We start from the raw sequence: 23,050 nt of genomic DNA, 5'->3' as shown, positions 1-23,050 counted from the left end.
CGGGCGAATCACGGCAAGGGCGGGGTGATGATGAGAGCGAACTCACTGGCGCGAGCACTCGACGACCGGCTCGGCGGGGCGGGCTTCCTGAAGAAGGCCATGAGGAAGGTCTTCCCCGATCACTGGACCTTCCTGCTGGGGGAGGTCGCCCTGTACGCCTTCGTGGTCGTCCTGGTCACCGGCGTCTTCCTGACGTTCTTCTTCAAGCCGTCCATGCAGGAGGTCGTCTACAACGGCGCCTACGTGCCGCTGCGCGGTGTCACGATGAGCCAGGCGTACGCGTCCACGCTGGAGATCAGCTTCGAGGTGCGCGGCGGCCTGCTGATCCGGCAGATGCACCACTGGGCCACGCTGATCTTCCTGGCCGGCATCGCGGCGCACCTGCTGCGCCACTTCTTCACCGGCGCCTTCCGCAAGCCGCGCGAGCTGAACTGGCTGATCGGCGTGGCGCTGTTCGGGCTGGTCATGCTCAACGGGCTGTTCGGCTACTCGCTGCCCGACGACCTGCTGTCCGGGGCCGGGCTGCGCATCCTGCACGGGGTCACGGTGTCGGTGCCGCTGGTGGGCACGTATCTCGCGATGTTCCTGTTCGGCGGGGAGTTCCCCGGCGGCGACATCGTCCCCCGGCTCTACAGCCTGCACGTGCTGCTCATTCCCGCGCTGCTGCTCCTCCTGATCCCGCTGCACGCGGTGGTGCTGACGTGGCGGCAGACGCACACGCAGTTCCGGGCCAAGGGGCTGAGCGACCGGGTGGTGACAGGGGTGCCGTTCTTCCCCGCGTTCATGGCCAAGACGACGGTGTACTTCCTGTGGGTGACGGGGGTGGCGGCGCTGCTGGCCACCGTCTTCCAGGTCAACCCCGTCTGGCTGTACGGGCCGTACGTGCCGAGCGCGGTCAGCGCGGGCTCCCAGCCCGACTGGTACATGGGGTTCCTGGAGGGGGCGCTGCGGATCATGCCGCCGTGGGAGTTCACGGCCTTCGGGCACACGGTGGCGATGAGCGTGCTGATCCCCGCGCTGGGGGCGCCGGGCCTGCTGTTCGCCGGGCTGGCCGTCTACCCGTTCGTGGAGCGGTGGGTCACCCGTGACCGGGCCGTGCACCACCTGCTGGACCGGCCGCGCGACGTGCCGACCCGGACGGCGCTCGGGGTCGCGGGGACCGCGTACTACGGGGTGCTGTGGCTGGCGGGCGGCAACGACGTGATCGCCTCGAACTTCCACATCTCGCTGAACGCGACGACCTGGATATTCCGTGTCCTGATCGTCGCCGGGCCGGTGCTGGGGTTCGTCGTCACCCGGCGGATCTGCATGGGACTGGCGGCCCGGGACCGGCACACCGTCGCCCACGGCGTCGAGACCGGGGTGATCGTACGCGGGTACGAGGGCGGCTTCACCGAGATCGAGCGGCCGGTGACGGACGAGGAGACGGCCGTCCTGGTGCCGCCCGCCTCCTCCGCGTCACCGTCGCTGCCACGGCCGGCCGGTGACGTCCCGCCGCCGGTCGAACGCCGGGTCCGTGACGCGCTGCAGCGCTCCTGGGACCGCTGACCTCTAGCATGGTGGACACCCCGTGGAGATCGACTTCTGGAACGGCGGGATAACGGTTGGGAAACAGTAGGTAGCGCAACATGGTTCCTGACAGCGAGCATGGGACGTGTGACGCGGCGTCATCCCGCCGTGCGGGAGCCCGCATTCCCGTACGCTGCCCAAGCGATCGATTCCCTGCGTTCCTGGCCGGCGCTCGCCCCGGCCCACCACGACAACGGTGTCGTGTTCACCGCCGAGGACCGGGAGATCGTCCGGTTCAACGGCCGTGGCACCGCTCACCTGCACCTGACCCGGCCGGTGCTCGACCGGCTGATGGACGTGCTGGCCAAGTCCGTCCACCTGGGCCTCGCCACCGAGCCGGGCTGGGTGGTCATCAGCCTTGAGGACTCCATGGATCTCCACGCCCTCCTGGCCCTGGTCAGTGTGGCGATCAAGGCCAATGCCGAACCCCCGGCAGAGGAGACCGTCACGGACGGGATGACCTCACGAGGGTGAGAGCTGCCGGCGTTCACCCGTCGGCAGATCCATGACCCGCAGGTCCGGGCCGGCCAGTGCCGCGGCGTCCGAGGCGGTGCCGGAGGTGCGGAACAGCCGGGAGAGCGGGTCGTGCCCGTGGGCGTCGTGCACCGGGATCAGCACCTTGGCCCCGAGCGCGGACGAGCCCGCGACGGCCTGGCTCGGCCCCATCACCAGGCGGGGGCCGAACACCGGGCGCAGCCCGTTCACGGGCAGCAGGGCCAGATCCACCTCCGGGTGGCCGGCCCGGTACCGCTCCAGCGGCTCGACCTCGCCCATCTCCCCTCCGAAGAAGACACGCCCGCTCGCCGTCGTGAAGACGTAGGCGTTGTTGGGCCACAGCAGGGTGCGCCCGGACGGCACGACCCGCAAGGACAGGCCGGGCGCCAGGTCGCGGGTCTGCCCCCACGTCAGGCACTGCGCCTGGTGGAAGCCCACGGCGCGGGCCCGGCGGGCCATGCCTCGCGTGGGCACGTAGAGCGGGGTGGATTCCTTGGCCGGCAGGTGGCGCAGCCCGCGCAGGTCCCAGTGGTTGGTGGCCAGGTTGGTGACGACGATGGCGCCGAGCGGGGGCAGGTCGGCGATGCGCAGGCCCAGCGGCTCTCCTCGGCGCAGCCACCACCGTTCGGTGAACCAGGGGTCGGTGAGGACGGCATGGCCGTCCAGTTCCAGCAGGACGCAGGAGTTGACCACGCGCGTGATCGCGATGGTTGGCTTGATCATGCCGTTACCGTGCCGGTTAATGTACACATGAAGTCAAGCGACGGGATGGCCATCGGCGAGCTGGCCGAGCGGTTCGGCCTGGCCACACACGTGCTGCGCCACTGGGAGAGCATGGGCCTGCTGGATCCCGGCCGGCGGGCGGGCGGTCAGCGCGCGTACGGGCAGGCCGATCTGGAGCGGGTGGCGCTGATCCTGATGGGCAAGGAGGCGGGCTTCACGCTGCGGGAGTTGAGCGTGCTGCTCTCCGCTCCCAGTCCCATGGAGCACCGTGATGTGCTGCGCCACCACGTGGAGGAGCTGGAACGGCGCATCTCGCGGGCGCGGGCGGCCAAGGAGCTGATCGAGCACGCCCTCGACTGCCCGTACAGCTTCGCCGAGTGCGAGCACGCCCGCGAGCAGATCACCGCCCGCATCCCCTCGGCCGGGGAGCGCTGAGCCCTCCCCGGCCGGCCTGACCCAGGTCAGCCGTTCGCCCTGGCCGGGGGCAGCAGGGCGGCGGCGGCCACGATGAGCGGGTCCAGGCGGTCGTCGTCGGCGGTCACGTCGGCGAGCAGCCTGGCCCGCATCCGGGGGTCCCAGAAGGAGTGGATGTGGGCGGCGATCTGCTCGGCCGCCCAGGCCGGGTCCCGGTTGCGGAACTGCACCGCGATCTCGTTCGACATGCGGATGTGCGGGGGCGTGTGGGTAGCGGTCACGTTGATCACCTCACCACGGCGGCGGCCGGGGTCGGGTGCTTCAGGGACACCTGGACCGCGGTCACCTTGTACTCGGGGCAGTTGGTCGCCCAGTCGGAGTTCTCCGTGGTCACCACGTTGGCGCCGGTCACCGGGTGGTGGAAGGTCGTGTAGACCACCCCGACCGGCATGCGCTCGGCGATCTTCACCCGCAGGGTGGTCTCGCCGACCCGGCTGGCCAGCGCCACGGTGTCACCGTCGCGGATGCCGCGCACCTCGGCGTCGTGCGGGTGCATCTCCAGCATGTCCTCCGGATGCCAGGCGCTGTTCCCGGTACGCCGGGTCTGGGCGCCCACGTTGTACTGCGACAGGATGCGTCCGGTCGTCAGGATCAGCGGGAACTTGCGGGTGCTGCGTTCCTGGGTCGGGACGTAGTCGGTCTGCACGAACCGGCCCCTGCCGCGTACGAACCCGTCGATGTGCATGATCGGGGTGCCCTCGGGCGCCGCGTCGTTGCACGGCCACTGGACGCTGCCGACCTGGTCGAGCTTGGCGAACGACACCCCGGAGAAGGTCGGCGTGGTGAACGCGATCTCGTCCATGATCTGCGCGGAGTCGTCGTACTTCATCGGGTAGCCCATCGCCTGCGCGATCTCGCAGACGATCTCCCACTCGTGCTTGCCGGTCCGCGGCGCCATCACCGGGCGGACCCGGTTGATCCGGCGCTCGGCGTTGGTGAACGTGCCGTTCTTCTCCAGGAACGAGGTGCCCGGCAGGAAGACGTGCGCGTACTTCGAGGTCTCGTTGAGGAACAGGTCCTGCACGACCACCAGCTCCATCGACGACAGGGCGGCGGTGACGTGCTGGGTGTTCGGGTCCGACTGGACGATGTCCTCACCTTGCACGAACAGGCCCCGGAACGTGCCGTCGATCGCGGCGTCGAACATGTTGGGGATGCGCAGGCCCGGCTCGGGGTCCAGCACCCGGCCCCACAGCGTCTCGAACGTGCCGCGTACGACCTCGTCGGAGACGTGCCGGTAGCCGGGCAGCTCGTGCGGGAAGGAGCCCATGTCGCACGAACCCTGCACGTTGTTCTGCCCGCGCAGCGGGTTCACCCCAACGCCCTCGCGGCCGATGTTGCCGGTGGCCATGGCCAGGTTGGCCATGCCCATCACCATGGTCGAGCCCTGGCTGTGCTCGGTGACGCCGAGGCCGTACATGATGGTGGCGTTGCGCGCGCTCGCGTACAGACGGGTGGCGGCGCGCAGCTCGGCCGCGGGGATGCCGGTGATCGACTCGACCGCCTCGGGGCTGTGCTCGGGGGCGGAGATGAACCGCTCCCACTCGGCGAAGTCCTCGCAGCGCTCCTCGACGAACTCCCGGTCCACCAGGCCCTCGGTCACCACCACGTGGCTCATCGCGTTGATCAGCGCCACGTTGGTGCCGGGCCGTACCGGCAGGTGGTGCTCGGCCTGGATGTGCGGGGAGCGTACGAGGTCGATCTTGCGCGGGTCGGCGACGATGAGCTTGGCGCCCTGGCGCAGCCGGCGCTTGATCCGCGAGCCGAACACCGGGTGGGCGTCGGTCGGGTTGGCCCCGATGATCAGGATGACGTCGGCCTTGTCCACGGACTTGAAGTCCTGGGTGCCGGCCGAGGTGCCGTAGGTCTGCTTGAGGCCGTAGCCGGTCGGGGAGTGGCAGACGCGGGCGCAGGTGTCGACGTTGTTGTTGCCGAAGGCGGCGCGCACCATCTTCTGGACGACGTACACCTCCTCGTTGGTGCACCGGGAGGAGCTGATGCCGCCGATCGCGCCGGCGCCGTGCCTGGCCTGGATGTCCAGCATGCGGCTGCCGACGTAGCCGATGGCCTCCTCCCACTCCACCTCGCGCCAGGGGTCGGTGATCCGCTCGCGCACCATCGGCTTGAGCTGCCGATCGGGGTGCGAGGCGTAGCCGAAGGCGAAGCGGCCCTTGACGCAGGAGTGTCCCTCGTTGGCCTTGCCGTCCTTGTACGGCACCATGCGGACGACCTCGTCGCCACGCAGCTCGGCCTTGAACGAGCAGCCCACGCCGCAGTAGGCGCAGGTGGTGATGACACTGCGGGTCGGCATGCCGAGCTGGACCACGGACCGCTCCTGCAGCGTGGACGTCGGGCAGGCCTGTACGCAGGCGCCACAGGAGACGCACTCGGACTCCATGAACGTGCCACCGGCACCGGCGGCCACCTTCGAGTCGAACCCGCGGCCCTCGATGGTCAGGGCGAAGGTGCCCTGCACCTCACCGCAGGCGCGCACGCAGCGCGAGCAGGCGATGCACTTGCTGGCGTCGAAGTCGAAGTAGGGGTTGGTGCTGTCGGTCGGCAGGTCGAGGTGGTTCTCGCCGTCGAAGCCGTAGCGGACCTCCCGCAGGCCGACCACGCCCGCCATGTCCTGCAGCTCGCAGCCGCCGTTGGCCGGACAGGTCAGGCAGTCCAGCGGGTGGTCGGAGATGTACAGCTCCATGACGCCGCGGCGCAGCTCGGCCAGCTCGGGCGTCTGGGTGCGTACCTTCATCCCGTCGGCCACCGGGGTGGTGCACGACGCCGGGGAGCCCTTGCGGCCGTCGATGTCCACCAGGCAGAGGCGGCACGAGCCGAAGGGTTCGAGGTTGTCGGTGGCGCACAGCTTCGGGATGTCGATGCCGCACTCGGCGGCGGCCCGCATCACCGAGGTCCCCTCCGGAACCAGCACCGTCTTGCCGTCGATCTCCACGGACACGGTGGCCTCGCCCGAGCGCGCCGGAGTGCCGTAGTCCTGCTCCTTGATCAGGGTCATCGCCGTTCCTCCTCCGAGGTCGCTCCGAAGTCGCCGGGGAAGTGGGTGAGGGCGCTCCGCACCGGCATCGGTGTCAGGCCGCCCATCGCGCAGAGGGAACCCTCTGTCATCAGGTGACACAGATCGTTGAGCACCTTCAGGTTGGCGCTCCGGTTCTCGCCCGCGACGATACGGTCGATGACCTCGACGCCGCGTACCGCGCCGATCCGGCACGGGGTGCACTTGCCGCACGACTCGGCGGCGCAGAACTCCATGGCGAACCTGGCCTGCCCCGCCATGTCCACGGTGTCGTCGAACACCACCACGCCGCCGTGGCCCACCATCGCGCCCGCCGCGGCGAACGCCTCGTAGTCCATCGGCAGGTCGAACCGGGACGTCGGCAGGTAGGCGCCGAGCGGCCCGCCGACCTGGACGGCCCGTACCGGCCGGCCCGAGCGGGTGCCGCCGCCGTAGCCCTCGACCAGCTCGCCGAGGGTGATGCCGAAGGCGGTCTCCACGATGCCGCCGCGGGCGATGTTGCCGCCCAGCTGGAAGACCTGGGTGCCGCGCGAGCGGCCCACCCCGAGCCCGGCGAACGCCTCCGCGCCGTCGGCCATGATCATCGGCACCGAGCCCAGGGTGAGTACGTTGTTCACCACGGTGGGCCTGCCGAACAGGCCCTCCAGAGCCGGGATCGGCGGCTTGGCGCGCACCGTGCCGCGCTTGCCCTCCAGGCTCTCCAGCATGGAGGTCTCCTCGCCGCAGATGTAGGCCCCGCCGCCGACCCGGACGAACAGGTCGAAGGTGAAGTCCTGGTCGAGGACCCGCTTGCCGAGCCAGCCCCGCGCATAGGCGGCGTCGATCGCCGCGCGCATCGTGGCCACGGCGTCCGGATACTCGGAGCGGATGTAGATGTAGCCCTCGCTCGCGCCGGTCGCCCAGGCGGCGATCGCCATCCCCTCGATGAGGGTGAACGGGTCGCCCTCCATCAGCATCCGGTCGGCGAAGGTGCCGCTGTCGCCCTCGTCGGCGTTGCAGCAGACGAACTTCAGGTCCGACTCGGCGCCGAGCACGGTCTTCCACTTGATGCCCGCGGGGAAGCCCGCGCCGCCGCGCCCGCGCAGCCCGGAGTCGGTGACCTCGGCCACGACCTGCTCGGGGGCGAGGGACAGGGCGCGCCTCAGCCCGGCGAGCCCGCCGTGGGCGGTGTAGTCGTCGGGGGAGAGCGGGTCGATCACGCCGACCCGGGCGAAGGTCACCCGCGTCTGGTCGCGCAGCCAGGCGATCTCCTCGGTCGGGCCGAGGCACAGGCGGTGCCCGGCGCCATCGAGCAGTCCCGCGTCGAGCAGGTCCTCGACGTCGTCCGGGGTCACCGGCCCGTACGCCACCCGGCCGGCCGGCGTCTCCACCTCGACCAGCGGTTCGAGCCACAGCAGGCCGCGGGAGCCGTTGCGCACGACGCGGGCCCTGGGGCCGGCCGCCGCAGCGATCCGCTCGGCGACCTGGTCGGCCCCCACCGAACGGGCCGCGGAGTCGCGCGGGACGTAGACGGTCACCTCGGTCACGCGGTGACCTCCAGAAGACGGTCGAGCTCCTGCGGCCCGACCCTGCCGTACAGCCGGTCGCCGACCTGGACGGACGGGCCGATCGCGCAGTTGCCGAGGCAGAAGACCTGCTCCAGGGTGACCGATCCGTCCGGCGTGGTCTCCCCGAGGCCGACGCCGAGCCGGTTCTTCGCCTGCTCGACCAGCCCGGCCGCGCCCACCGACTGGCACGCCTCCGCCCGGCAGATCCGGACCGTCGTACGGCCCGGCGCGCTCTGGCGGAAGTCGTGGTAGAAGGTGACGACGCCGTGCACGTCGGCCTTCGACAGGTTCAGCTCGTCGGCCAGGATCGGGATCGCCGCGGGATCGACATGGCCCAGATCCTCCATGAGATCGTGCAGGATCGGGAGCAGAGCACCTCGGTCGTCGCGGTGCCGAGCGACGACCGAGCGTACTCGATCTTCAAGAGACTGTGCTGGCGACGACATGACCAGCCTTTCGATCGGGGGCTCGCACTTGCACGATCACTCATCGTGGGCGCGAGCGTCCAATCGTTCTCTTCGATCGGTTGAGAGCCGGCGACTATCGACGCTGGTCAGGCCGGGTGAGGCACTTCGGTATACACCATACCGTTACGCTACGGCTGCATCGTGAGCATGGCCTTGATGGACTCGCGGGCGGCCATCGCCGCGTAACCCCGGGCCACGTCCTCCAGCGGGAGGACGGTGTCGAAGACCGGTCCCGGGTCGAGGGTGCCGGCCGTGATGCAGGAGATCAGGTCGGGAAGATACCGGCGCACGGGGGCGATGCCCAGGTTCAGGCTGAGGTGGTGGATGAGCGGCGGGAACAGCGGCAGCGTGGGCGCGGTGTGCGGCACGCCGACGGCACCGATCGAGCCGCCCTCGCGGGCCATGCCGACGGCCATCGACCACGACTCGGGAGTGCCGACCGCCTCGACCACGTGCCGCACGCCGAGACCGCCGGTCAGCTCGCGAACGGCCGCGATGCCCTCGTCACCGCGCTCGGCGATGACGTCCGTCGCCCCGAAGAGCTTGCCGACCGCCGTGCGATCGGCGTGCCGGCTCATCAGGATGACCCGCTCGGCCCCGAGTATGCTCCTCGCGCCCAGCACCGCGCACAAACCGACGGCCCCGTCACCGATGACGGCCACCGTCGAGCCCTCGGTGACGCCGGCCAGCACGGCTCCGTGCAGGCCGGTGCCCATCACGTCGGAGGCCGCCAGCAGGGCGGGGTAGAGCGACTCGCCGGTGCCGTCCATGCCGCCGGGCACGGCCACGAGGGTCCCGTCGGCGTACGGCACCCGTACGGCCTCGCCCTGGCCGCCGTCGGTGCCCGCCGCGCCGAAGGTGCCGCCGCGCTCGCACGACGTCTGGATGCCGTCCAGGCAGGCCGGGCAGGTGTTGTCCGACCACTGGAAGGGCGCGACGACCAGATCGCCCGGCCGTACGGTGCGGACCTCGTCGCCCACCTCCGCCACGATCCCGATGAACTCGTGGCCCAGCCGGGACCGCTCCGCGCGGTTGATGATCCCGCGGTAGGACCACAGGTCCGAACCGCAGACGGCGGCGCGTACGACGCGCACCACGGCGTCGGTCGGCTCCGAGATCGAGGCGTCGGGCACGTCGTCGACGACCACGTTGCCGGCGGACAGGTACAGGGTGGCGCGCATGGGGGTATCGCCTTCGTTCTGGGCGGACGGTGGGGTTCGGTCAGTGGACGGCGGGAGTGCGGGACTCGACGGCCAGCGCCGACTCCACATACCCGGCCATGGCCAGCAGCCGCAGGTCGGTGCCCCGCGGCGACGACAGCTGGAGCCCGATGGGCAGGCCGTCGGCGCTCCAGCCGCAGGGCAGCACCAGCGCCGGGGCGCCGGTGAGATTGTGGACCGCGGTGAACAGGCCCTCGGCGGCGCCCTCGGGAGTGTCGACCGGCGGCGTCGTGACCGGCGCGACGAAGGGCGCGGCCGGGGTCAGCAGCACGTCGATGCCGGCGTAGACCTCGGCGACGGCGGGCAGCAGCCGCTCCCGCTCGGCCAGCGCGGCGCGGTAGTCGTCCTCGCTCACCTCCGCGCCCGAGCGCAGCAGCCGCAGCGTCTCGGGGCCGTAGTGGCCGGGATCGGTGCTCGCCCGGGTGCCGTGCGCCCGCCAGGCCTCGAACAGCAGGATCGCGGAGAAGGTCTTGTCGAGCGCGTCGAAGGGCGAGCCGTCCACCTCGACGATCGAGCAGCCGGCGGCCTGGAGGGCGTCGATCGACGCCCGGATCGCGGCGGTCACGTCCGGCTCCATCTCGGGCCGGTCGAGCTGGCCGGGCACCACGCCGACGCGCAGCGCGCCGGCGTCCCGCGGGGCGGGCTCGCCGCCGGTCAGCGCGGCGAAGACCGTGGTCGTGGTCGCGACGTCGCGGGCGAGCAGTCCGACGTGGTCGAGGGTGGGCGCGAGCGGCTCGACGCCGTCGAGCGGCAGCGCGCCGTGGCTCGGCTTGAACCCGACCGTCGCGCAGTAGTGGGCCGGGATGCGGATGGAGCCGCCGGTGTCGGTGCCCAGCGCCACCGCGCAGACGCCCGCCCCGACGAGCGCGGCCGACCCGCCGCTGGAGCCGCCGGTGGTCCGCGCGGGGTTGAAGGGGTTCATCGCCTCGGGCACGTCCGGGTGGTTCGCGCCCGCCGCGTACTCCAGCAGGGAGGTGGCCGCGAAGACGTCCGCGCCGGCCGCGCGCAGCGCCGTGACGACCGGGGCGTCGGCGGTGGCCGGCTCGGCGCGCATGGCATGCGGGTTGCCGTTGCCGCGCGGGTGCCCGGCGATGTCGATGATGTCCTTGACCCCGACCTGCACGCCGTGCAGCGGGCCGCCCGGGGTGCGAAGCGGCGCGTGGAAGAGCTCGACCACGGCGTTCAGCGGGCGGCCGAGCCGCTCGGCCCGCTCGTACGCGGCCAGCAGTTCGAGGTTGGCCACCTCGCAGGTGCGCTCCCCGCGCTCGATCGCCTTGATGATCTCGCCGGTGTAGGTCGTCAGCGGGCCCGCCAGGTCGTGCAGCAGGTCGTCGACCTCGGTCTTGCGCTTGCGGACCATCAGGTCGCGGTAGATGCCGCTGTGCGACTTGGCGCTGCCGCGGTTGAAGGCGACCAGCCGGGCCAGCGAGCCTTCCAGGTCGTCCGGCTCGAAGCCGTCGAACCCCTCGGGCTTGACCGGCGACTGCGCGAGCACCTCCCGCGCGATGGCGAGCATCAGCGGCCGCCACTCGGGCGCTTCGAGGGAGTCGGCGATGGACAGATCGGAGACGGCGCCGGCGTAGAGCATCGCGCCGTACGCCTCCTTGCCCCACAGGAAGCCCATGATGTTGCCGGTGGCCTCGGCGTACGGGAGGGCCTCGACGAGCTCGCGCACCCGGGGAGTGATCTCCCCGCCGGTCGGCTCGCCGACCCGGAACGTGCCGATGTTGCCCTGCATGATCCGGCCGGGGCCCAGCACGTCGGCGCCGAAGTTCACGAAGCTCACCAGCAGCCGGTCAGGGCCGACCACGGCCGTGAGCGCGTCGGCGGTCAGGCCGTTCTGGAAGCTGACCAGGTAGCCGTCCGGGTCGAGGCGGTCGCGTACGAGCTCGGCGGCCGAGACGGTGTGGTGGCTCTTGACGGCGATCGCAACGTGGCGCAGGCGGTCGGGCAACTCGTCGGGCGTGACGGCCCGCGCCGCCACCGTGAAACTTCCGACCGGTCCCTCGATGGACAGCCCATCCCGGTTGATCGCCTCGACGTGCGCCGCGTCGGCGTCGCAGAGCAGCACGTCGTGGCCGGCGCGGATCATGTGCGCGCCGATCGTGCCGCCGATCGCGCCGGCACCGATGATCGTCAGTTGCATCAGAGGTCCGCCTGATTTGGTAGTTCTTGGGTCCTTTGCCGTCGGACACTACCTGAACCGATTTGAATGCTCTAGTCTGCATCTGCTGATGAGTTCGGGACGGCGACCTTACGTATGACAGCCGCTTCATGCTTATCCCTTGCGAAACGTAGATTCGCTGCGGGCCCGACCGGTCAGCGACTCCTATCGGATCCCCCCGGGTCTCTCCGGGGCCGCTCTGCCATACCGCGCCCGCTGGAGCCCCCCGCGAAACCCATGAAGGATAGTCATGTCTGACCTCAACCCCTCGGCCTCGGAGTTGCCCGCCGGCCTCCGCGTCCCCGTGATCAGCCGGCGCCGGCTGCTGCAGCTGAGCGCCCTCGGCGTCGGAGCCTTCACCGCCTCGCCGCTGCTGGCCGCCTGCGGCTCCACCACGCCGCAGAGCGCGGCGGGTGGCTCCAAGGGAGGCGATCTGGTCATCGTCCGCGCGAACGACTCGGTGGACATGGACAAGACCATGGTGTTCAGCAACGCCTCGATCTGGGTCTACCAGCAGATGTTCGAGTGCCTGGTGGCGATGACCGACGACGGCCAGGGCGTCAAGCCGTGGCTGGCCGAGAGCTACGAGATGTCCGACGACAACCTCTCGTGCACCCTGAAGCTGAGGAAGGGCATCAAGTTCCACAACGGCCAGCCACTGACCTCGGCCGACGTGAAGTTCTCGATCGACGAGTCGACCAAGACCAAGGGCGGCTGGGAGTTCATCAACTCGGCGATCAAGGAGGTCACCACCCCCGACGACCTCACCGTCGTGGTGACCACCAAATATCCGTGGGCGCCGCTGCTCGCCGACCTGAGCTGCCCGAACAACGGCATCATCCCCAAGGACTACGCAGGGAAGTCGGCCAAGGAGTTCTACGCCGCCCCCATCGGCACCGGGGCCTTCATGTGGGGCACCTGGAAGAAGGGCGACTCCATCCAGCTGAAGAAGAACCCGTCGTACTGGCAGCCCGGCAAGCCCGCGCTCGACACGGTCACCTGGAAGGTCGTCCCCGACGACAACGCCCGCGCGATCCAGCTGCAGGGCGGCCAGGCCCACATCAACGAGAACCCGCCGTTCTCCAGCCTCGCGCAGCTGAAGAACACCCCCAACGTCAAGGTCGACCTCTTCCCGTCCACCAGGACCGACTACATCCTGATGAACCAGACCAAGGCGCCGTACTCGGACGTGCACGTGCGCCGGGCCATCTCGTACGCGATCGACCGCCAGGCGCTGGTCAAGAACATCCTGTTCGGCAACGGCGCCGTGGCGAACTCGTTCATGATGCCCTCGACCCCCTACTACGACAAGGACACCCCGGGCCTGCAGTACGACATGGACAAGGCCCGCGCGGAGATGAAGTTGTCCAGCGTGCCCGACGGGTTCAAGACGACCTTCCTCGCGATGTCCGGAGACTCGGTCGACTCGGCCATCGCCCAGGTGCTCCAGGCGTCGCTGAAGGAGCTCGGCATCACCATGAACATCCAGAACGTCGACGCGAGCGCGCAGCACGACATGACCACCAAGCTGCAGTACGAGATCGCCCACTCCTACTGGACGATGGACCTCGCCGACCCCGACGAGCTGGTGCAGTACGCGCTCGACCCGACCTCCGGCGGCCACTCCTTCAACACCGGCTACGACAACAAGGACCTGATCAAGCTGGTCCACGAAGCCCAGAAGGAGTTCGACAAGACCAAGCGGCAGGCGCTCTACACCGAGATCCAGAAGCAGGCCGCCGACTCGGCCTTCCTCGCCTTCCTCTTCTACACGCCGTTCCCGTACTCCCAGAGCTCCAAGGTGCAGGGCTTCAAGGTGCTGCCCACCGGCTCCTACCACCTGGAAGACGTCTCGCTCTGATCCGGGCTAGCCGATCGCACACACGGAGCAACGGAGTCGATGAAGTACCTGGTCTACATACTCAAGCGGCTGGTCTCGCTGATCCCGGTCCTGCTCGGGATCTCGTTCATCGTGTTCTTCCTGATCCGCCTGATACCGGGCGATCCGGCGGCCACGCTGCTCGGCTCCCACGCCACCCCGGACGCCGTCCGGGAACTCCGCAACCAGCTGGGCCTGAACCAACCGTTGTGGAGCCAGTACCTGACCTTCCTGGGCCACCTGCTGACCGGTGATCTCGGCTTCTCCTACGTGTACGACAGCCCGGTCGGCGGCCTGATCGGCGCCAGCCTGCCGGTGACGATCTGGCTGCTGGTCTCGGGCACCGTGTTCACGCTGCTGATCGCCGTGCCGCTGGCCGTGCTGGCCGCGGCCCGGCGCAACGGGATCCTGGACAACATCATCAGGACCGTGCCGATCGCGGGGCTGGGACTGCCGGCGTTCTGGCTCGGCATCATGCTGATCCTGGTCTTCGGGCTGAAGCTGAAGTTGTTCCCGGTGGCCGGGTTCGGTGACACGCTGGGCGCGCACATCCACGGCATCATCCTGCCGGGCATCACGATCGCCCTGACGCTCGCGCCGATCCTGATCCGCAGCCTGCGCGCCAGCATGATCGACGTGCTGAGCAGCGACTACATCGTGACGGCGCACGCCAAGGGCATCAGCACCTCACGGGTGGTGCTCGGCCACGCCCTGCGCAACGCGGCCGTGTCCTCCGTGACGGTCCTCGGCGTGAACATCGCCTACCTCACCGGATCGACGCTCGTGGTCGAACGCGTCTTCTCGCTGCCCGGCATCGGACAGCAGATGATCAATTCCATTCTCGGAAGGGACTTCCCCACCGTGCAGGGAATCACCCTGATATTCGCGATCATGGTCGTGGTCGTCAACCTGCTGACCGACGTGACGCACGCCGCCCTCGACCCGCGGGTCAAGCTCTCATGAGCGCGGCGACCAGCGTGGGTCCCGTCGTCCCGGCCGTACCGGGTGCGCGCCGCCGCAGCCGCGGGCGGTGGAACGCCCCTCTCGTGGCCGGGCTGATCCTGTTCGGGCTCATCGTCCTGTGCGCGCTCTGCGCGCCCCTGCTGACGAGCTACGACCCGATCAAGCAGGACCTCACGAACGCGTTCCTCGAACCCGGCTCGAAGGGGCACCTGCTCGGCACCGACTCGCTCGGCCGCGACGTGCTCGCCAGGCTGCTCTACGGCGCGCGGGTGGACCTCCAGGTCGGCGTGCTCGCCGTCATCTCGCCGTTCGTGATCGGCAGCCTGATCGGGCTGATCGCCGGCTGGTTCGGCGGCTGGCTCGACGCCATCGTCGGGCGCGTCGTCGACATGGTGATCGCCTTCCCGTTCCTGGTGCTGGTCATCGCGCTGGTGTTCGCGATGGGTCCCGGCACGACCAGCATCTACACGGCGATCACGCTCGTCGGCTGGGTGGCGTACTGCCGCATCGTGCGCGGCCAGGTGCTGGTCGCCAAGGAGCAGGAGTACGCCATGGCGGCGCGGGCCAGCGGCCTGCCGACGTGGCGCATCCTGATCCGGCACCTGCTGCCGAACGTGCTGCTCCAGGCGGTCGTCTTCACGATGAGCGACATCGTGCTCACCCTGCTGGCCATCGTCACCTTGGGCTTCCTCGGCCTCGGCGTGCCGCCGCCCACGCCCGACTGGGGGACGATGATCCAGGAGGGCCAGCAGTTCATCCTGGACAAGTGGTACATGTCCACGATCCCGGGTCTGGCGGTCGTCCTCACCGGCCTGGCCCTGGCGCTGATCGCGGACGGCATCGTGGAGAAGGCGAACCGATGACGACCGAACCGTTGCTGGAGGTCCGCGACCTGCACGTGGACATCCCCCTGTCGCACGGCCGGCTGCACGCGGTCCGCGGGGTGTCGCTGTCGGTCGGCGTCGCCGAGTCGGTCGGGCTCGTCGGCGAGTCCGGCTCGGGCAAGAGCCTGACCCTGCGCGCGCTGCTCGGCCTGCTGCCCCGCCCGGCCCGCATCGTGTCCGGCACCATCCTCATCGACGGCGAGGACGTCACCGGCCTGCCCGCCAAGCGGCTGCACCGCCGGCTGACCGACACGATGAGCATGGTCTTCCAGGACTCCCTGACGGCGCTGAACCCCGTCATGCGCGTCGGCGAGCAGATCGCCGAGGCCCCGCTGCGCAGGCTGGGCAAGTCGCGCGGCGAGGCCAGGGCCATCGCGATCGACCTCATGAACAAGGTGGGCATCGCCGACCCGGAGCGGCGCTACGAGCTCTACCCCCACGAGCTCTCGGGCGGCATGCGGCAGCGCATCTGCATCGCGATCGCGCTGTCCACCAAGCCGCGGCTGATTCTCGCCGACGAGCCGACCACCGCGCTCGACGTGACGATCCAGGCCCAGGTGCTGCGCGTGCTGCGCCAGCTCAAGCAGGAGGAGCACGTCAGCCTGCTGCTGGTCAGCCACGACCTCGCGGTGGTCAGCCAGACCTGCTCGCGGCTCTACGTGATGTACGCCGGAAAGGTCGTCGAGTCGGGCGCGCTGCTCGACCTGATCGCCGAGCCCCGGCATCCCTACACGTTCTCGCTGCTGCGCTCGGTGCCGGACCCCGACCACCGCGTGGACCGGCTGCTGACCATCCCCGGCCAGCCGCCCGACCTCAGCCAGGCGATCTCGGGGTGCTCGTTCGCGCCGAGGTGCCCGTTCGCCGTGGACGCCTGCCACCACCAGGAGCCGGCACTGGAGCCGGCCGGCGCCGCCGGCGTCGAACGCAGGAGCGCGTGCCTGCGAGTGGACACCGCGGAGCGCTGGAGCGAGATGGTCGCGGAGGAAGCGGTGAGCAAGCAGTGACTGCGGGAAACGAGATCCTCTCGGTCGAGGGCCTGGCCCGGCACTTCACGTCGCCCACGTCGGTCACCGACCGCATCTTCGGCAAGAAGCCGACGGTGAACCACGCCGTGGACGGCGTGGACCTGGTCCTGCGCAAGGGGGAGACGCTGGGCCTGGTGGGCGAGTCGGGCTGCGGCAAGTCGACGCTCGCGCGCACCATCGTGGGCCTCTATCGCCCCACCGCCGGCACGATCCGCTACGACGGCGAGCCCGTGCCCGCCAAGCGGCCACGGGCACAGCAGCGGGCCATCCAGATGGTGTTCCAGGACCCCTACAGCTCGCTCAACCCCCGGATGACGGTCGAGCAGACGCTGTCCGAGCTGCTGAAGTTTCACAAGATCGTGCCGAGCAACAAGGTCGGCGAGCGCAACCGCGAGCTGATGCACCTGGTCGGGCTGCCCGAGCGGGCGCTGAAGCAGCGGCCGCGGCAGTTCTCCGGCGGCCAGCGGCAGCGCGTGGGGATCGCCCGCGCGCTCGCGCTGGAGCCCACCGTGCTGATCGCCGACGAGCCGGTCTCGGCCCTCGACGTCTCGGTGCAGGCCAACATCATCAACCTGCTCACCGACCTGAAGGAGACGCTGCACCTCTCGGTCATCTTCGTCTCCCACAACATGGCGGTCGTCCGGCAGGTGAGCGACCGGATCGCGGTGATGTACCGCGGGCGCATCGTCGAGACCGGCCACACCGACACCCTGTTCGACGACCCGGTCCACCCCTACACCAAGCTGCTCATCGGCTCGGTGCCCCGGCTGGCGGAGACCGAGGGCGAGCAGGCCGAGCCCACCGACGTGGACGGGGTTGCGGTGGCCGACCCGGCCGCCGCCGAGGAGGTCACGCTCTCGGCGGCCCGCGACGGCACCACCCCGTGCCGCTACGCCGGAAGCTGCCCGGCCGTCGTCGCCGCCTGCGCCACAGAGCCACCCCTGATCGTCGATCCACGGGACAGCCGCCGGGCCGCGGCCTGCGTCCACGTAACAGAACGCGCGGAAAGAGTGAGTGAGTGATTTCCCCCATCGTCATCGGCAGTGAACGCAGCGAGGCGGGCCTCCCCGCGGCGATGGAGATCCTCGCCCGCGGCGGCTCCGCGCTCGACGCCGTGGAGGCCGGGCTGCGCCGCTGCGAGGACAACCTGGACGACCATTACGTGGGCACCGGCGGGCTGCCGAACGCCCAGGGCGTGGTGGAGCTGGACGCGTCGCTCATGGTCGGCTCGACCAGGGCCTTCGGCGCGGTCGGCGCGGTCAGGGGATTCCCCAATCCCATCTCGATCGCCCGGGCCGTGCTGGAGCGGCTGCCGCAGCACAGCCTGCTCGTCGGCGCCGGCGCGGAGCTGTTCGCGGAGGAGAACGGGTTCACCCGGGCGGAGCTGCTGACCGAGGAGTCGAAGAAGCTGTTCCGGTTGGCGCTGCGGCCGTCCGGCGAGTCGGTCGAGGGCGAGCGGACCGAGGCCCAGGCCGGTGACGAGCTCTACCGGCGGACCGCGCTGGAGCTGGTCAACCGCTTCGCCCCGCACGACGGGCCGTGGGGGACCATCAACATCATCGCGCTCGACTCCTCAGGCGAGCTGGTCGTGGGCGTGTCCACCAGCGGCTACCCCTGGAAGTATCCGGGACGGGTCGGCGACTCGGCCCTGCCCGGCGCCGGCAACTACGCCGACGTGCGCTACGGCGGCGCCGCCTGCACCGGCCGCGGCGAGCTGAGCATGCGTGCGCTCGGCGCCCGCGGCATCGTCGCCGACCTCGCACGCGGGCTCGACCCGTCGGCCGCGTGCCTCGCGATGCTGGCCGACGCGGCGACCCTGCCCGACGACTACCGCGCCGAGCTGCGCTGCCTGGCGCTCACCCCGGACGGCCGGCACGGCGCCGCCGCCGGTCAGAGCGGTTCCGTCTACGCGGTGATGACCGAGACCTCGACAGAACCCGAGCTGCACCCCAGGAGCGTGCTGTGAAGATCTTCATCTCGTCCGACATGGAAGGCACGGCCGGTGTCGTCGACTGGGACCAGTGCGTCATCGGCGGGTCGCAGTACCCCTACTACACCGACCTGCTGACCGGCGAGATCAACGCCGCCATCGAGGGCGCGGCGCAGGCCGGCGCCACCGAGTTCCTGGTGAACGACGCGCACTCGAAGATGGCCAACCTGAAGCCGGACGCGCTCGCCGGGCGGGCGGGCTATCTGTCGGGCCGCTACAAGCCGATGTACATGATGCAGGGGCTCGACGAGAGCTTCGACGCGGTCTTCATGGTGTCCTACCACGGCTCGATGGGCAGCAGGGGCTCGGTGCTGTCGCACACCTATTTCCCGACGGCCTTCGCGGAGGTCACCGTCAACGGCGTCGTCGCCGGCGAGGCGGGCATCAACGCGCTGGTGGCCGCGGCGTACCGGGTGCCGATCGTCCTGGTCACCGGCGACGCCACGACCGCCGAGGAGACCCTGCGGTTCTGCCCGCGCATCGAGACGGCGGTGGTGAAGAAGTCGGTCTCACGCTTCGCCGCCGAGTCGCTGCACCCCGCGGCGGCCAGGGACCTGATCCGCGACCGGGCCAGGGCGGCGGTCGAGGGGCTGAAGGAGGCCGGGCCGCCGGACATCGCCCTGCCCGTCACCCTCGGCATCTCGTTCCGCAGCAGCGACTACTGCGAGCTGGCCGCCAGGATCGCCGGGGTCGAACGGACGGGTGACCTGTCGGCGACCATCGTCGGCGACGACCCGCTGCGGATCTACCAGACCTTCATCACCGTCGTACTGCTGTGCCGGGGTCTCGTCGAGTGAAGATCGTCGACATTCTCACCCAGCCGGTCCGCGCCGGGTTCTTCGCGGACGACCAGGCGGCCATCAGGGCCGGCGCGGGGCACGACGGCTTCACCTACACGGGCGAACCGCTCACGCCGGGCTTCACGGGGATCAGGCAGGCCGGCGAGGCGCTCTCGGTGATGTTGCTGCTGGAGGACGGCTCGGTCGCCCACGGCGACTGCGCCGCCGTGCAGTACAGCGGCGCCGGGGGCCGCGACCCGGTCTTCAGCGCGGCGGACGCCCGCCGCGACGTCGAGGAGCACCTCACGCCGTTGCTGAAGGGGGCGGAGCTCGGTTCGTTCCGCGAGCTGGCCGGCCGGGTGGAAGACTGCCGCACCGCCGCGGGCCCGCTGCACACGGCCGTGCGCTACGGCGTCTCCCAGGCGCTGCTCGACGCGGTCGCGTGCAGCCGCCAGCTCACCATGGCCGAGGTCGTACGCGACGAGTACGCCACCGGCGTGGACCTGGCGCCGGTGCCGATGTTCGCCCAGACCGGCGACGACCGGTACGACAACGCGGACAAGATGATCCTCAAGCGGGTCGACGTCCTGCCGCACGGCCTGATCAACAACGTCGACACCAAGCTGGGCCGACACGGGGAGCTGCTGGAGAAGTACATCGGCTGGCTGGTCGACCGGATCGCCGGTCTGCGCCCCGACGCCGCCTACGAGCCGAGGCTGCACTTCGACACCTACGGCACCGTGGGCCTGGCCTTCGGCGGCGACGTCGAGGCGGTGGCCGGCTACCTGGCCCACCTCGGCGACCTGGCCGCGCCGTACGAGCTGGTCGTCGAGCATCCGATCGACGCCGGCGGCCGGGAGGCGCAGATCGAGACGTACGTGCGCCTGCGGGCGGCCCTGCGCCGCCGCGGTTCGCCGGTCAAGATCGCCGTGGACGAGTGGTGCAACACGCTGGAGGACATCCGGCTGTTCGTCGAGGCGGGCGCGGCCGACGTCATCCACGTCAAGACGCCCGACCTCGGCGGCATCGGCAACACCATCGAGGCGCTGCTGCTGGTGCGCGAGCACGGCCTGGTGGCCTACTGCGGCGGCACCTGCAACGAGACCGACCGCTCGGCGCAGGTCTGCGCCCACGTCGCGATGGCCTGCGACGCCGGGCAGGTGCTGGCCAAGCCGGGTATGGGAGTGGACGAAGGGTTGATGATCGTGGGCAATGAGATGGCGCGGGTGGCGGCGCTCGCCGCGGCCCGCCGGTCGGGCGGCGCGGCTACGGTCGGTCGGGAGGCGCTGTCATGACCGAGCCGAGGTTGCCGCTGTCGGACGTCAGGGTGATCGCGATCGAGCAGTACGGCGCCGGCCCCTTCGGCAGCGTCCATCTGGCCGACCTGGGCGCGGAGGTCATCAAGATCGAGGACCCGTCGTCCGGCGGCGACGTCGGGCGCTACGTGGTGCCCGAGCAGCACGGCGAGGACAGCCTGTTCTTCGAGACCTTCAACCGCAACAAGCGCAGCCTGGGCCTGGACCTCACCACCCCGCAGGGCCGGGCCGTGTTCGAGGACCTGGTCAGGGTCAGCGACGTGGTGCACTCGAACCTGCGCGGCGACGTGCCGGCCAAGCTGCGCATCCGCTACGACGACCTCAAGCACCTCAACCCGGCGATCGTGTGCAGCTCGCTCAGCGGTTTCGGCATGACCGGGCCACGCAGCAAGGAGCCCGGCTACGACTACGTGCTGCAGGGCATCGCCGGCTGGATGGACCTCACCGGCGAGCCCGACGGGCCGCCCACGAAGTCGGGGCTCTCCCTCGTCGACTACGCGGGCGGCCTGGTCGCGGCCGGCTCGATCCTGGCCGCGCTGCACGCCGCCCGGCGCGACGGGGTGGGCGCAGACTGCGACCTGAGCCTGTTCGACACCGCGGTCTCGATGCTGACCTATCCGGCCGCCTGGCAGCTCAACGGCGACTTCGTACCCCGGCGCACCCACCACTCGGCCCACCCGTCGCTGGTGCCGTTCCAGGCGTTCCCCACGGCCGACGGCTGGCTCGTGGTGGCCTGCCCGAAGGAGAAGTTCTTCCGCAGGCTCGCCGAGGTCGTCGGGCATCCGGAGTGGCCGGACGACCCCCGCTACGCGAACTTCGCGGCCCGCAGGGAGCACGCGGAGACCCTGCTGGCCGAGCTGGAGCAGGTGTTCACCACTAGGCCCAGCGACCACTGGCTGGACCTGCTCAGGGCGGCGGGCGTGCCCTGCGGCCCGGTGAACTCCGTGGCGCAGGCGCTGGCGGATCCGCACACGCTCGCCCGCGGCATGGTGGTGGAGACCGAGCATCCCTACTTCGGCACGATCCGGCAGGTCGGGAGCCCGATGCGGGTGCGGCAGGGCGGCCTGGAGGAGCCGGGGGAGCGCGCGCACCGGCGGGCCCCGCGCCGCGACGAGGACGCCGACTACATCTACACCGAACTGCTCAAGTACGACGCCGAGCGGGTCGAGCGGCTGCGCGCGGCCCGGCCGGAAGGGGAGTCATGACCGTACGCGCCGGATGGCAGGGCCGCTATTTCGAGGACTTCGAGGTCGGCGACGTGTACGAGCACGGGCTGGGCCGCACGGTGACCCAGGCGGACAACGTCTGGTTCACCCTGCTCACCCAGAACACCGCCAGGGTGCACTTCGACGCCCACTACGCCGCGCAGACCGAGTTCGGCCGGCCGCTGGTCAACTCGGCCTTCACCATCGCGCTCGTCACCGGGCAGTCGGTCAACGACGTGTCCTACAACGTCATGGCCAACCTGGGCTGGGACGAGGTGCGGCTGCCGAACCCGCTGTTCGAGGGCGACACCGTCTATTCCTCGTCCGAGGTGCTGGCCGTGCGCGAGTCGCGGTCGCGGCCGGAGGTCGGCATCGTGACCGTGCGGACCACGGGCACCAACCAGCACGGTACGGTCGTCATCACCTTCAACCGGACGGTGATGGTCTACCGGCGCGGATTCGGCCCCGTACACGGGCCTGGGGCGCCGGGATGACCATCGGCCATCCGGCGCCCCTCAGGCGTCCTCCTCCGCCGGTGAGTCCGACAACAGTTCGGCCACCAGGTTCTTCGGCTCGATCTCCATGATGCTCAGCGAGGTCTCCGTACGCTGCACGCCCTCGATCTGCCAGATGCGCTCCATGAGCAGGTGCCGCAGGTGCAGGTGGTCGCGTACGCGGAGCCGGGCGAGCAGGTCGATCGCACCGGTCACGACATCGAGCCCTTCGAGCTCGGGAATCAGGGAGAGCTTCTCGATGAGCTCTTTCTGCTGATAGCCCTGTACGGCGGTGATGGTCAGGTAGACCGTCATCGGGAACCCCGCGGCGTTCCAGTCGACGCAGACGCTGTAGCCGCGGATGACGCCGAGGCGCTCCAGACGCGCGATGCGCTCTCCGACCGCGGGCGCGGACATGCCCAGCTCGCGGGCCAGCGCCCGTTGGGAGCGCCGGGAATCCTTGCTGAGCAGCACGAGTATCTGCTTGTCAACGTCGTCGAGCGGCACCGCCGGCGCCGGCGCCGGCCCGGCGGGCAGGTCTCGTAGCGGGGCGGGAGTGGCGCTGGCGACAGCGCGGCGTCGAGGGGGCATGGCGGGAAGGCTACCTCGCCGTTCGTATGCGAACCACGGTTCCCCCGAAGTCGATCGTACGACTTGACCGATCTTATGCATCTGAAGGGGGACGGACTGGTAATTGAGGGACGAATGGTTAGTATTGGCTCTAATCTCCTTACAGATGACCACCTTGCAGGCCGACATGGATTTCACTTCGCAAACCGTCGGACCGAGCGGTGCGTGACCCCCGAGAACGGAGTGTGAGGACCG

The 23,050-nt window shown here is 70.3% G+C and carries 21 protein-coding genes; 13 read left to right on the top strand and 8 right to left on the bottom strand.

Features of this window, described 5'->3' with window-relative positions; translation table 11 throughout:
• The first annotated feature begins 27 nt into the window (after nt 1–27).
• The gene (gene qcrB, locus BLS95_RS15570; protein WP_090931686.1) at nt 28–1,548 is read left to right on the top strand and encodes a cytochrome bc1 complex cytochrome b subunit; all 1,521 of its coding nucleotides are present in this window, start codon (nt 28–30) and stop codon (nt 1,546–1,548) included.
• A gap of 108 nt (nt 1,549–1,656) precedes the next feature.
• Nucleotides 1,657–2,043 carry a luciferase domain-containing protein gene (locus BLS95_RS15565; protein WP_218135781.1) on the top strand — a complete coding sequence of 129 codons (387 nt, stop codon included), beginning with the start codon at nt 1,657–1,659 and terminating at the stop codon, nt 2,041–2,043.
• On the opposite strand, the gene BLS95_RS15560 is transcribed toward BLS95_RS15565, so the two are convergent.
• The gene (locus BLS95_RS15560; RefSeq protein ID WP_090931684.1) at nt 2,032–2,787 is read right to left on the bottom strand and encodes an MBL fold metallo-hydrolase; all 756 of its coding nucleotides are present in this window, start codon (nt 2,785–2,787) and stop codon (nt 2,032–2,034) included. The two genes, BLS95_RS15565 and BLS95_RS15560, sit on opposite strands and share 12 nt — an antisense overlap.
• A 27-nt stretch (nt 2,788–2,814) precedes the next feature.
• On the opposite strand from BLS95_RS15560, the gene BLS95_RS15555 reads away from it, so the two are divergent.
• Nucleotides 2,815–3,222 carry a MerR family transcriptional regulator gene (locus tag BLS95_RS15555; protein ID WP_218135780.1) on the top strand — a complete coding sequence of 136 codons (408 nt, stop codon included), beginning with the start codon at nt 2,815–2,817 and terminating at the stop codon, nt 3,220–3,222.
• 26 nt (nt 3,223–3,248) lie between these two features.
• Here the strand turns inward: BLS95_RS15555 and BLS95_RS15550 are convergent, their stop codons facing one another.
• From BLS95_RS15550 to BLS95_RS15525, 6 genes are all read right to left on the bottom strand, one after another.
• Nucleotides 3,249–3,482: a formate dehydrogenase subunit delta gene (locus BLS95_RS15550; protein WP_218135779.1), complete on the bottom strand. Its 234-nt coding sequence runs from the start codon at nt 3,480–3,482 to the stop codon at nt 3,249–3,251.
• A 5-nt stretch (nt 3,483–3,487) separates the two neighbouring features.
• Nucleotides 3,488–6,274 carry a formate dehydrogenase subunit alpha gene (gene fdhF / locus BLS95_RS15545; protein WP_090931682.1) on the bottom strand — a complete coding sequence of 929 codons (2,787 nt, stop codon included), beginning with the start codon at nt 6,272–6,274 and terminating at the stop codon, nt 3,488–3,490.
• Nucleotides 6,271–7,818: a formate dehydrogenase beta subunit gene (locus BLS95_RS15540; protein WP_090931681.1), complete on the bottom strand. Its 1,548-nt coding sequence runs from the start codon at nt 7,816–7,818 to the stop codon at nt 6,271–6,273. Before BLS95_RS15540 ends, fdhF begins: the two co-directional genes overlap by 4 nt.
• Nucleotides 7,815–8,285, bottom strand: a complete 471-nt coding sequence (locus BLS95_RS15535) for a formate dehydrogenase subunit gamma (protein WP_090931680.1) — start codon at nt 8,283–8,285, stop codon at nt 7,815–7,817. The genes BLS95_RS15540 and BLS95_RS15535 overlap by 4 nt, the downstream gene beginning before the upstream one ends.
• A gap of 149 nt (nt 8,286–8,434) precedes the next feature.
• Entirely contained in the window at nt 8,435–9,487 is a 1,053-nt protein-coding gene (locus BLS95_RS15530) for a zinc-binding dehydrogenase (protein ID WP_090931679.1), read from the bottom strand.
• A gap of 40 nt (nt 9,488–9,527) precedes the next feature.
• The gene (locus tag BLS95_RS15525) at nt 9,528–11,672 is read right to left on the bottom strand and encodes an amidase family protein (protein WP_090931678.1); all 2,145 of its coding nucleotides are present in this window, start codon (nt 11,670–11,672) and stop codon (nt 9,528–9,530) included.
• 268 nt (nt 11,673–11,940) lie between these two features.
• Between BLS95_RS15525 and BLS95_RS15520 the strand changes: the two genes are divergently transcribed.
• Genes BLS95_RS15520 through BLS95_RS15475 form a run of 10 tightly spaced genes read left to right on the top strand, consistent with a single transcriptional unit; the run spans nt 11,941 to nt 22,225 of the window.
• Nucleotides 11,941–13,551 carry an ABC transporter substrate-binding protein gene (locus BLS95_RS15520; protein ID WP_090931677.1) on the top strand — a complete coding sequence of 537 codons (1,611 nt, stop codon included), beginning with the start codon at nt 11,941–11,943 and terminating at the stop codon, nt 13,549–13,551.
• 39 nt (nt 13,552–13,590) lie between these two features.
• The gene (locus tag BLS95_RS15515) at nt 13,591–14,532 is read left to right on the top strand and encodes an ABC transporter permease (RefSeq protein WP_090931676.1); all 942 of its coding nucleotides are present in this window, start codon (nt 13,591–13,593) and stop codon (nt 14,530–14,532) included.
• Nucleotides 14,529–15,395, top strand: a complete 867-nt coding sequence (locus tag BLS95_RS15510) for an ABC transporter permease (RefSeq protein WP_090931675.1) — start codon at nt 14,529–14,531, stop codon at nt 15,393–15,395. The genes BLS95_RS15515 and BLS95_RS15510 overlap by 4 nt, the downstream gene beginning before the upstream one ends.
• The gene (locus tag BLS95_RS15505) at nt 15,392–16,420 is read left to right on the top strand and encodes an ABC transporter ATP-binding protein (protein WP_090931674.1); all 1,029 of its coding nucleotides are present in this window, start codon (nt 15,392–15,394) and stop codon (nt 16,418–16,420) included. The genes BLS95_RS15510 and BLS95_RS15505 overlap by 4 nt, the downstream gene beginning before the upstream one ends.
• On the top strand, nt 16,417–17,463 hold the full coding sequence (locus tag BLS95_RS15500; protein ID WP_090931673.1) for an ATP-binding cassette domain-containing protein: 1,047 nt from the start codon (nt 16,417–16,419) through the stop codon (nt 17,461–17,463). The genes BLS95_RS15505 and BLS95_RS15500 overlap by 4 nt, the downstream gene beginning before the upstream one ends.
• The gene (locus tag BLS95_RS15495; RefSeq protein ID WP_090931672.1) at nt 17,460–18,407 is read left to right on the top strand and encodes a glycosylasparaginase; all 948 of its coding nucleotides are present in this window, start codon (nt 17,460–17,462) and stop codon (nt 18,405–18,407) included. Before BLS95_RS15500 ends, BLS95_RS15495 begins: the two co-directional genes overlap by 4 nt.
• Nucleotides 18,404–19,228: a M55 family metallopeptidase gene (locus tag BLS95_RS15490; protein WP_090931671.1), complete on the top strand. Its 825-nt coding sequence runs from the start codon at nt 18,404–18,406 to the stop codon at nt 19,226–19,228. The genes BLS95_RS15495 and BLS95_RS15490 overlap by 4 nt, the downstream gene beginning before the upstream one ends.
• Nucleotides 19,225–20,505: a methylaspartate ammonia-lyase gene (locus tag BLS95_RS15485; RefSeq protein ID WP_090931670.1), complete on the top strand. Its 1,281-nt coding sequence runs from the start codon at nt 19,225–19,227 to the stop codon at nt 20,503–20,505. The genes BLS95_RS15490 and BLS95_RS15485 overlap by 4 nt, the downstream gene beginning before the upstream one ends.
• Nucleotides 20,502–21,731: a CaiB/BaiF CoA transferase family protein gene (locus BLS95_RS15480; protein WP_090931669.1), complete on the top strand. Its 1,230-nt coding sequence runs from the start codon at nt 20,502–20,504 to the stop codon at nt 21,729–21,731. Before BLS95_RS15485 ends, BLS95_RS15480 begins: the two co-directional genes overlap by 4 nt.
• Complete coding sequence (locus BLS95_RS15475; RefSeq protein ID WP_090931668.1) at nt 21,728–22,225, top strand: MaoC family dehydratase; 498 nt, start codon at nt 21,728–21,730, stop codon at nt 22,223–22,225. The genes BLS95_RS15480 and BLS95_RS15475 overlap by 4 nt, the downstream gene beginning before the upstream one ends.
• Before the next feature lie 21 nt (nt 22,226–22,246).
• Here BLS95_RS15475 and BLS95_RS15470 read toward each other — a convergent pair whose 3' ends face one another.
• A complete protein-coding gene (locus BLS95_RS15470; RefSeq protein ID WP_176993205.1) occupies nt 22,247–22,816 on the bottom strand; it encodes an Lrp/AsnC family transcriptional regulator in 570 nt (189 codons plus the stop codon).
• Nucleotides 22,817–23,050: the final 234 nt, after the last annotated feature.

It is taken from the genome of Nonomuraea jiangxiensis (genome assembly GCF_900099965.1).
Taxonomy (GTDB): Bacteria; Actinomycetota; Actinomycetes; order Streptosporangiales; family Streptosporangiaceae; genus Nonomuraea; species Nonomuraea jiangxiensis.
This window is presented reverse-complemented; position numbering and strand designations above follow the sequence as displayed.

What these genes read in the sequence shown, in the direction of transcription:
- BLS95_RS15470 (WP_176993205.1), bottom strand. Translation starts at nt 22,816, where the DNA reads ATGCCCCCTCGACGCCGCGCTGTCGCCAGCGCCACTCCCGCCCCGCTA.
- BLS95_RS15530 (WP_090931679.1), bottom strand. Translation starts at nt 9,487, where the DNA reads ATGCGCGCCACCCTGTACCTGTCCGCCGGCAACGTGGTCGTCGACGAC.
- qcrB (WP_090931686.1), top strand. Translation starts at nt 28, where the DNA reads ATGATGAGAGCGAACTCACTGGCGCGAGCACTCGACGACCGGCTCGGC.
- BLS95_RS15515 (WP_090931676.1), top strand. Translation starts at nt 13,591, where the DNA reads ATGAAGTACCTGGTCTACATACTCAAGCGGCTGGTCTCGCTGATCCCG.
- BLS95_RS15520 (WP_090931677.1), top strand. Translation starts at nt 11,941, where the DNA reads ATGTCTGACCTCAACCCCTCGGCCTCGGAGTTGCCCGCCGGCCTCCGC.
- BLS95_RS15555 (WP_218135780.1), top strand. Translation starts at nt 2,815, where the DNA reads ATGAAGTCAAGCGACGGGATGGCCATCGGCGAGCTGGCCGAGCGGTTC.
- BLS95_RS15505 (WP_090931674.1), top strand. Translation starts at nt 15,392, where the DNA reads ATGACGACCGAACCGTTGCTGGAGGTCCGCGACCTGCACGTGGACATC.
- BLS95_RS15510 (WP_090931675.1), top strand. Translation starts at nt 14,529, where the DNA reads ATGAGCGCGGCGACCAGCGTGGGTCCCGTCGTCCCGGCCGTACCGGGT.
- BLS95_RS15525 (WP_090931678.1), bottom strand. Translation starts at nt 11,672, where the DNA reads ATGCAACTGACGATCATCGGTGCCGGCGCGATCGGCGGCACGATCGGC.
- BLS95_RS15475 (WP_090931668.1), top strand. Translation starts at nt 21,728, where the DNA reads ATGACCGTACGCGCCGGATGGCAGGGCCGCTATTTCGAGGACTTCGAG.
- BLS95_RS15560 (WP_090931684.1), bottom strand. Translation starts at nt 2,787, where the DNA reads ATGATCAAGCCAACCATCGCGATCACGCGCGTGGTCAACTCCTGCGTC.
- BLS95_RS15480 (WP_090931669.1), top strand. Translation starts at nt 20,502, where the DNA reads ATGACCGAGCCGAGGTTGCCGCTGTCGGACGTCAGGGTGATCGCGATC.
- BLS95_RS15535 (WP_090931680.1), bottom strand. Translation starts at nt 8,285, where the DNA reads ATGTCGTCGCCAGCACAGTCTCTTGAAGATCGAGTACGCTCGGTCGTC.
- fdhF (WP_090931682.1), bottom strand. Translation starts at nt 6,274, where the DNA reads ATGACCCTGATCAAGGAGCAGGACTACGGCACTCCGGCGCGCTCGGGC.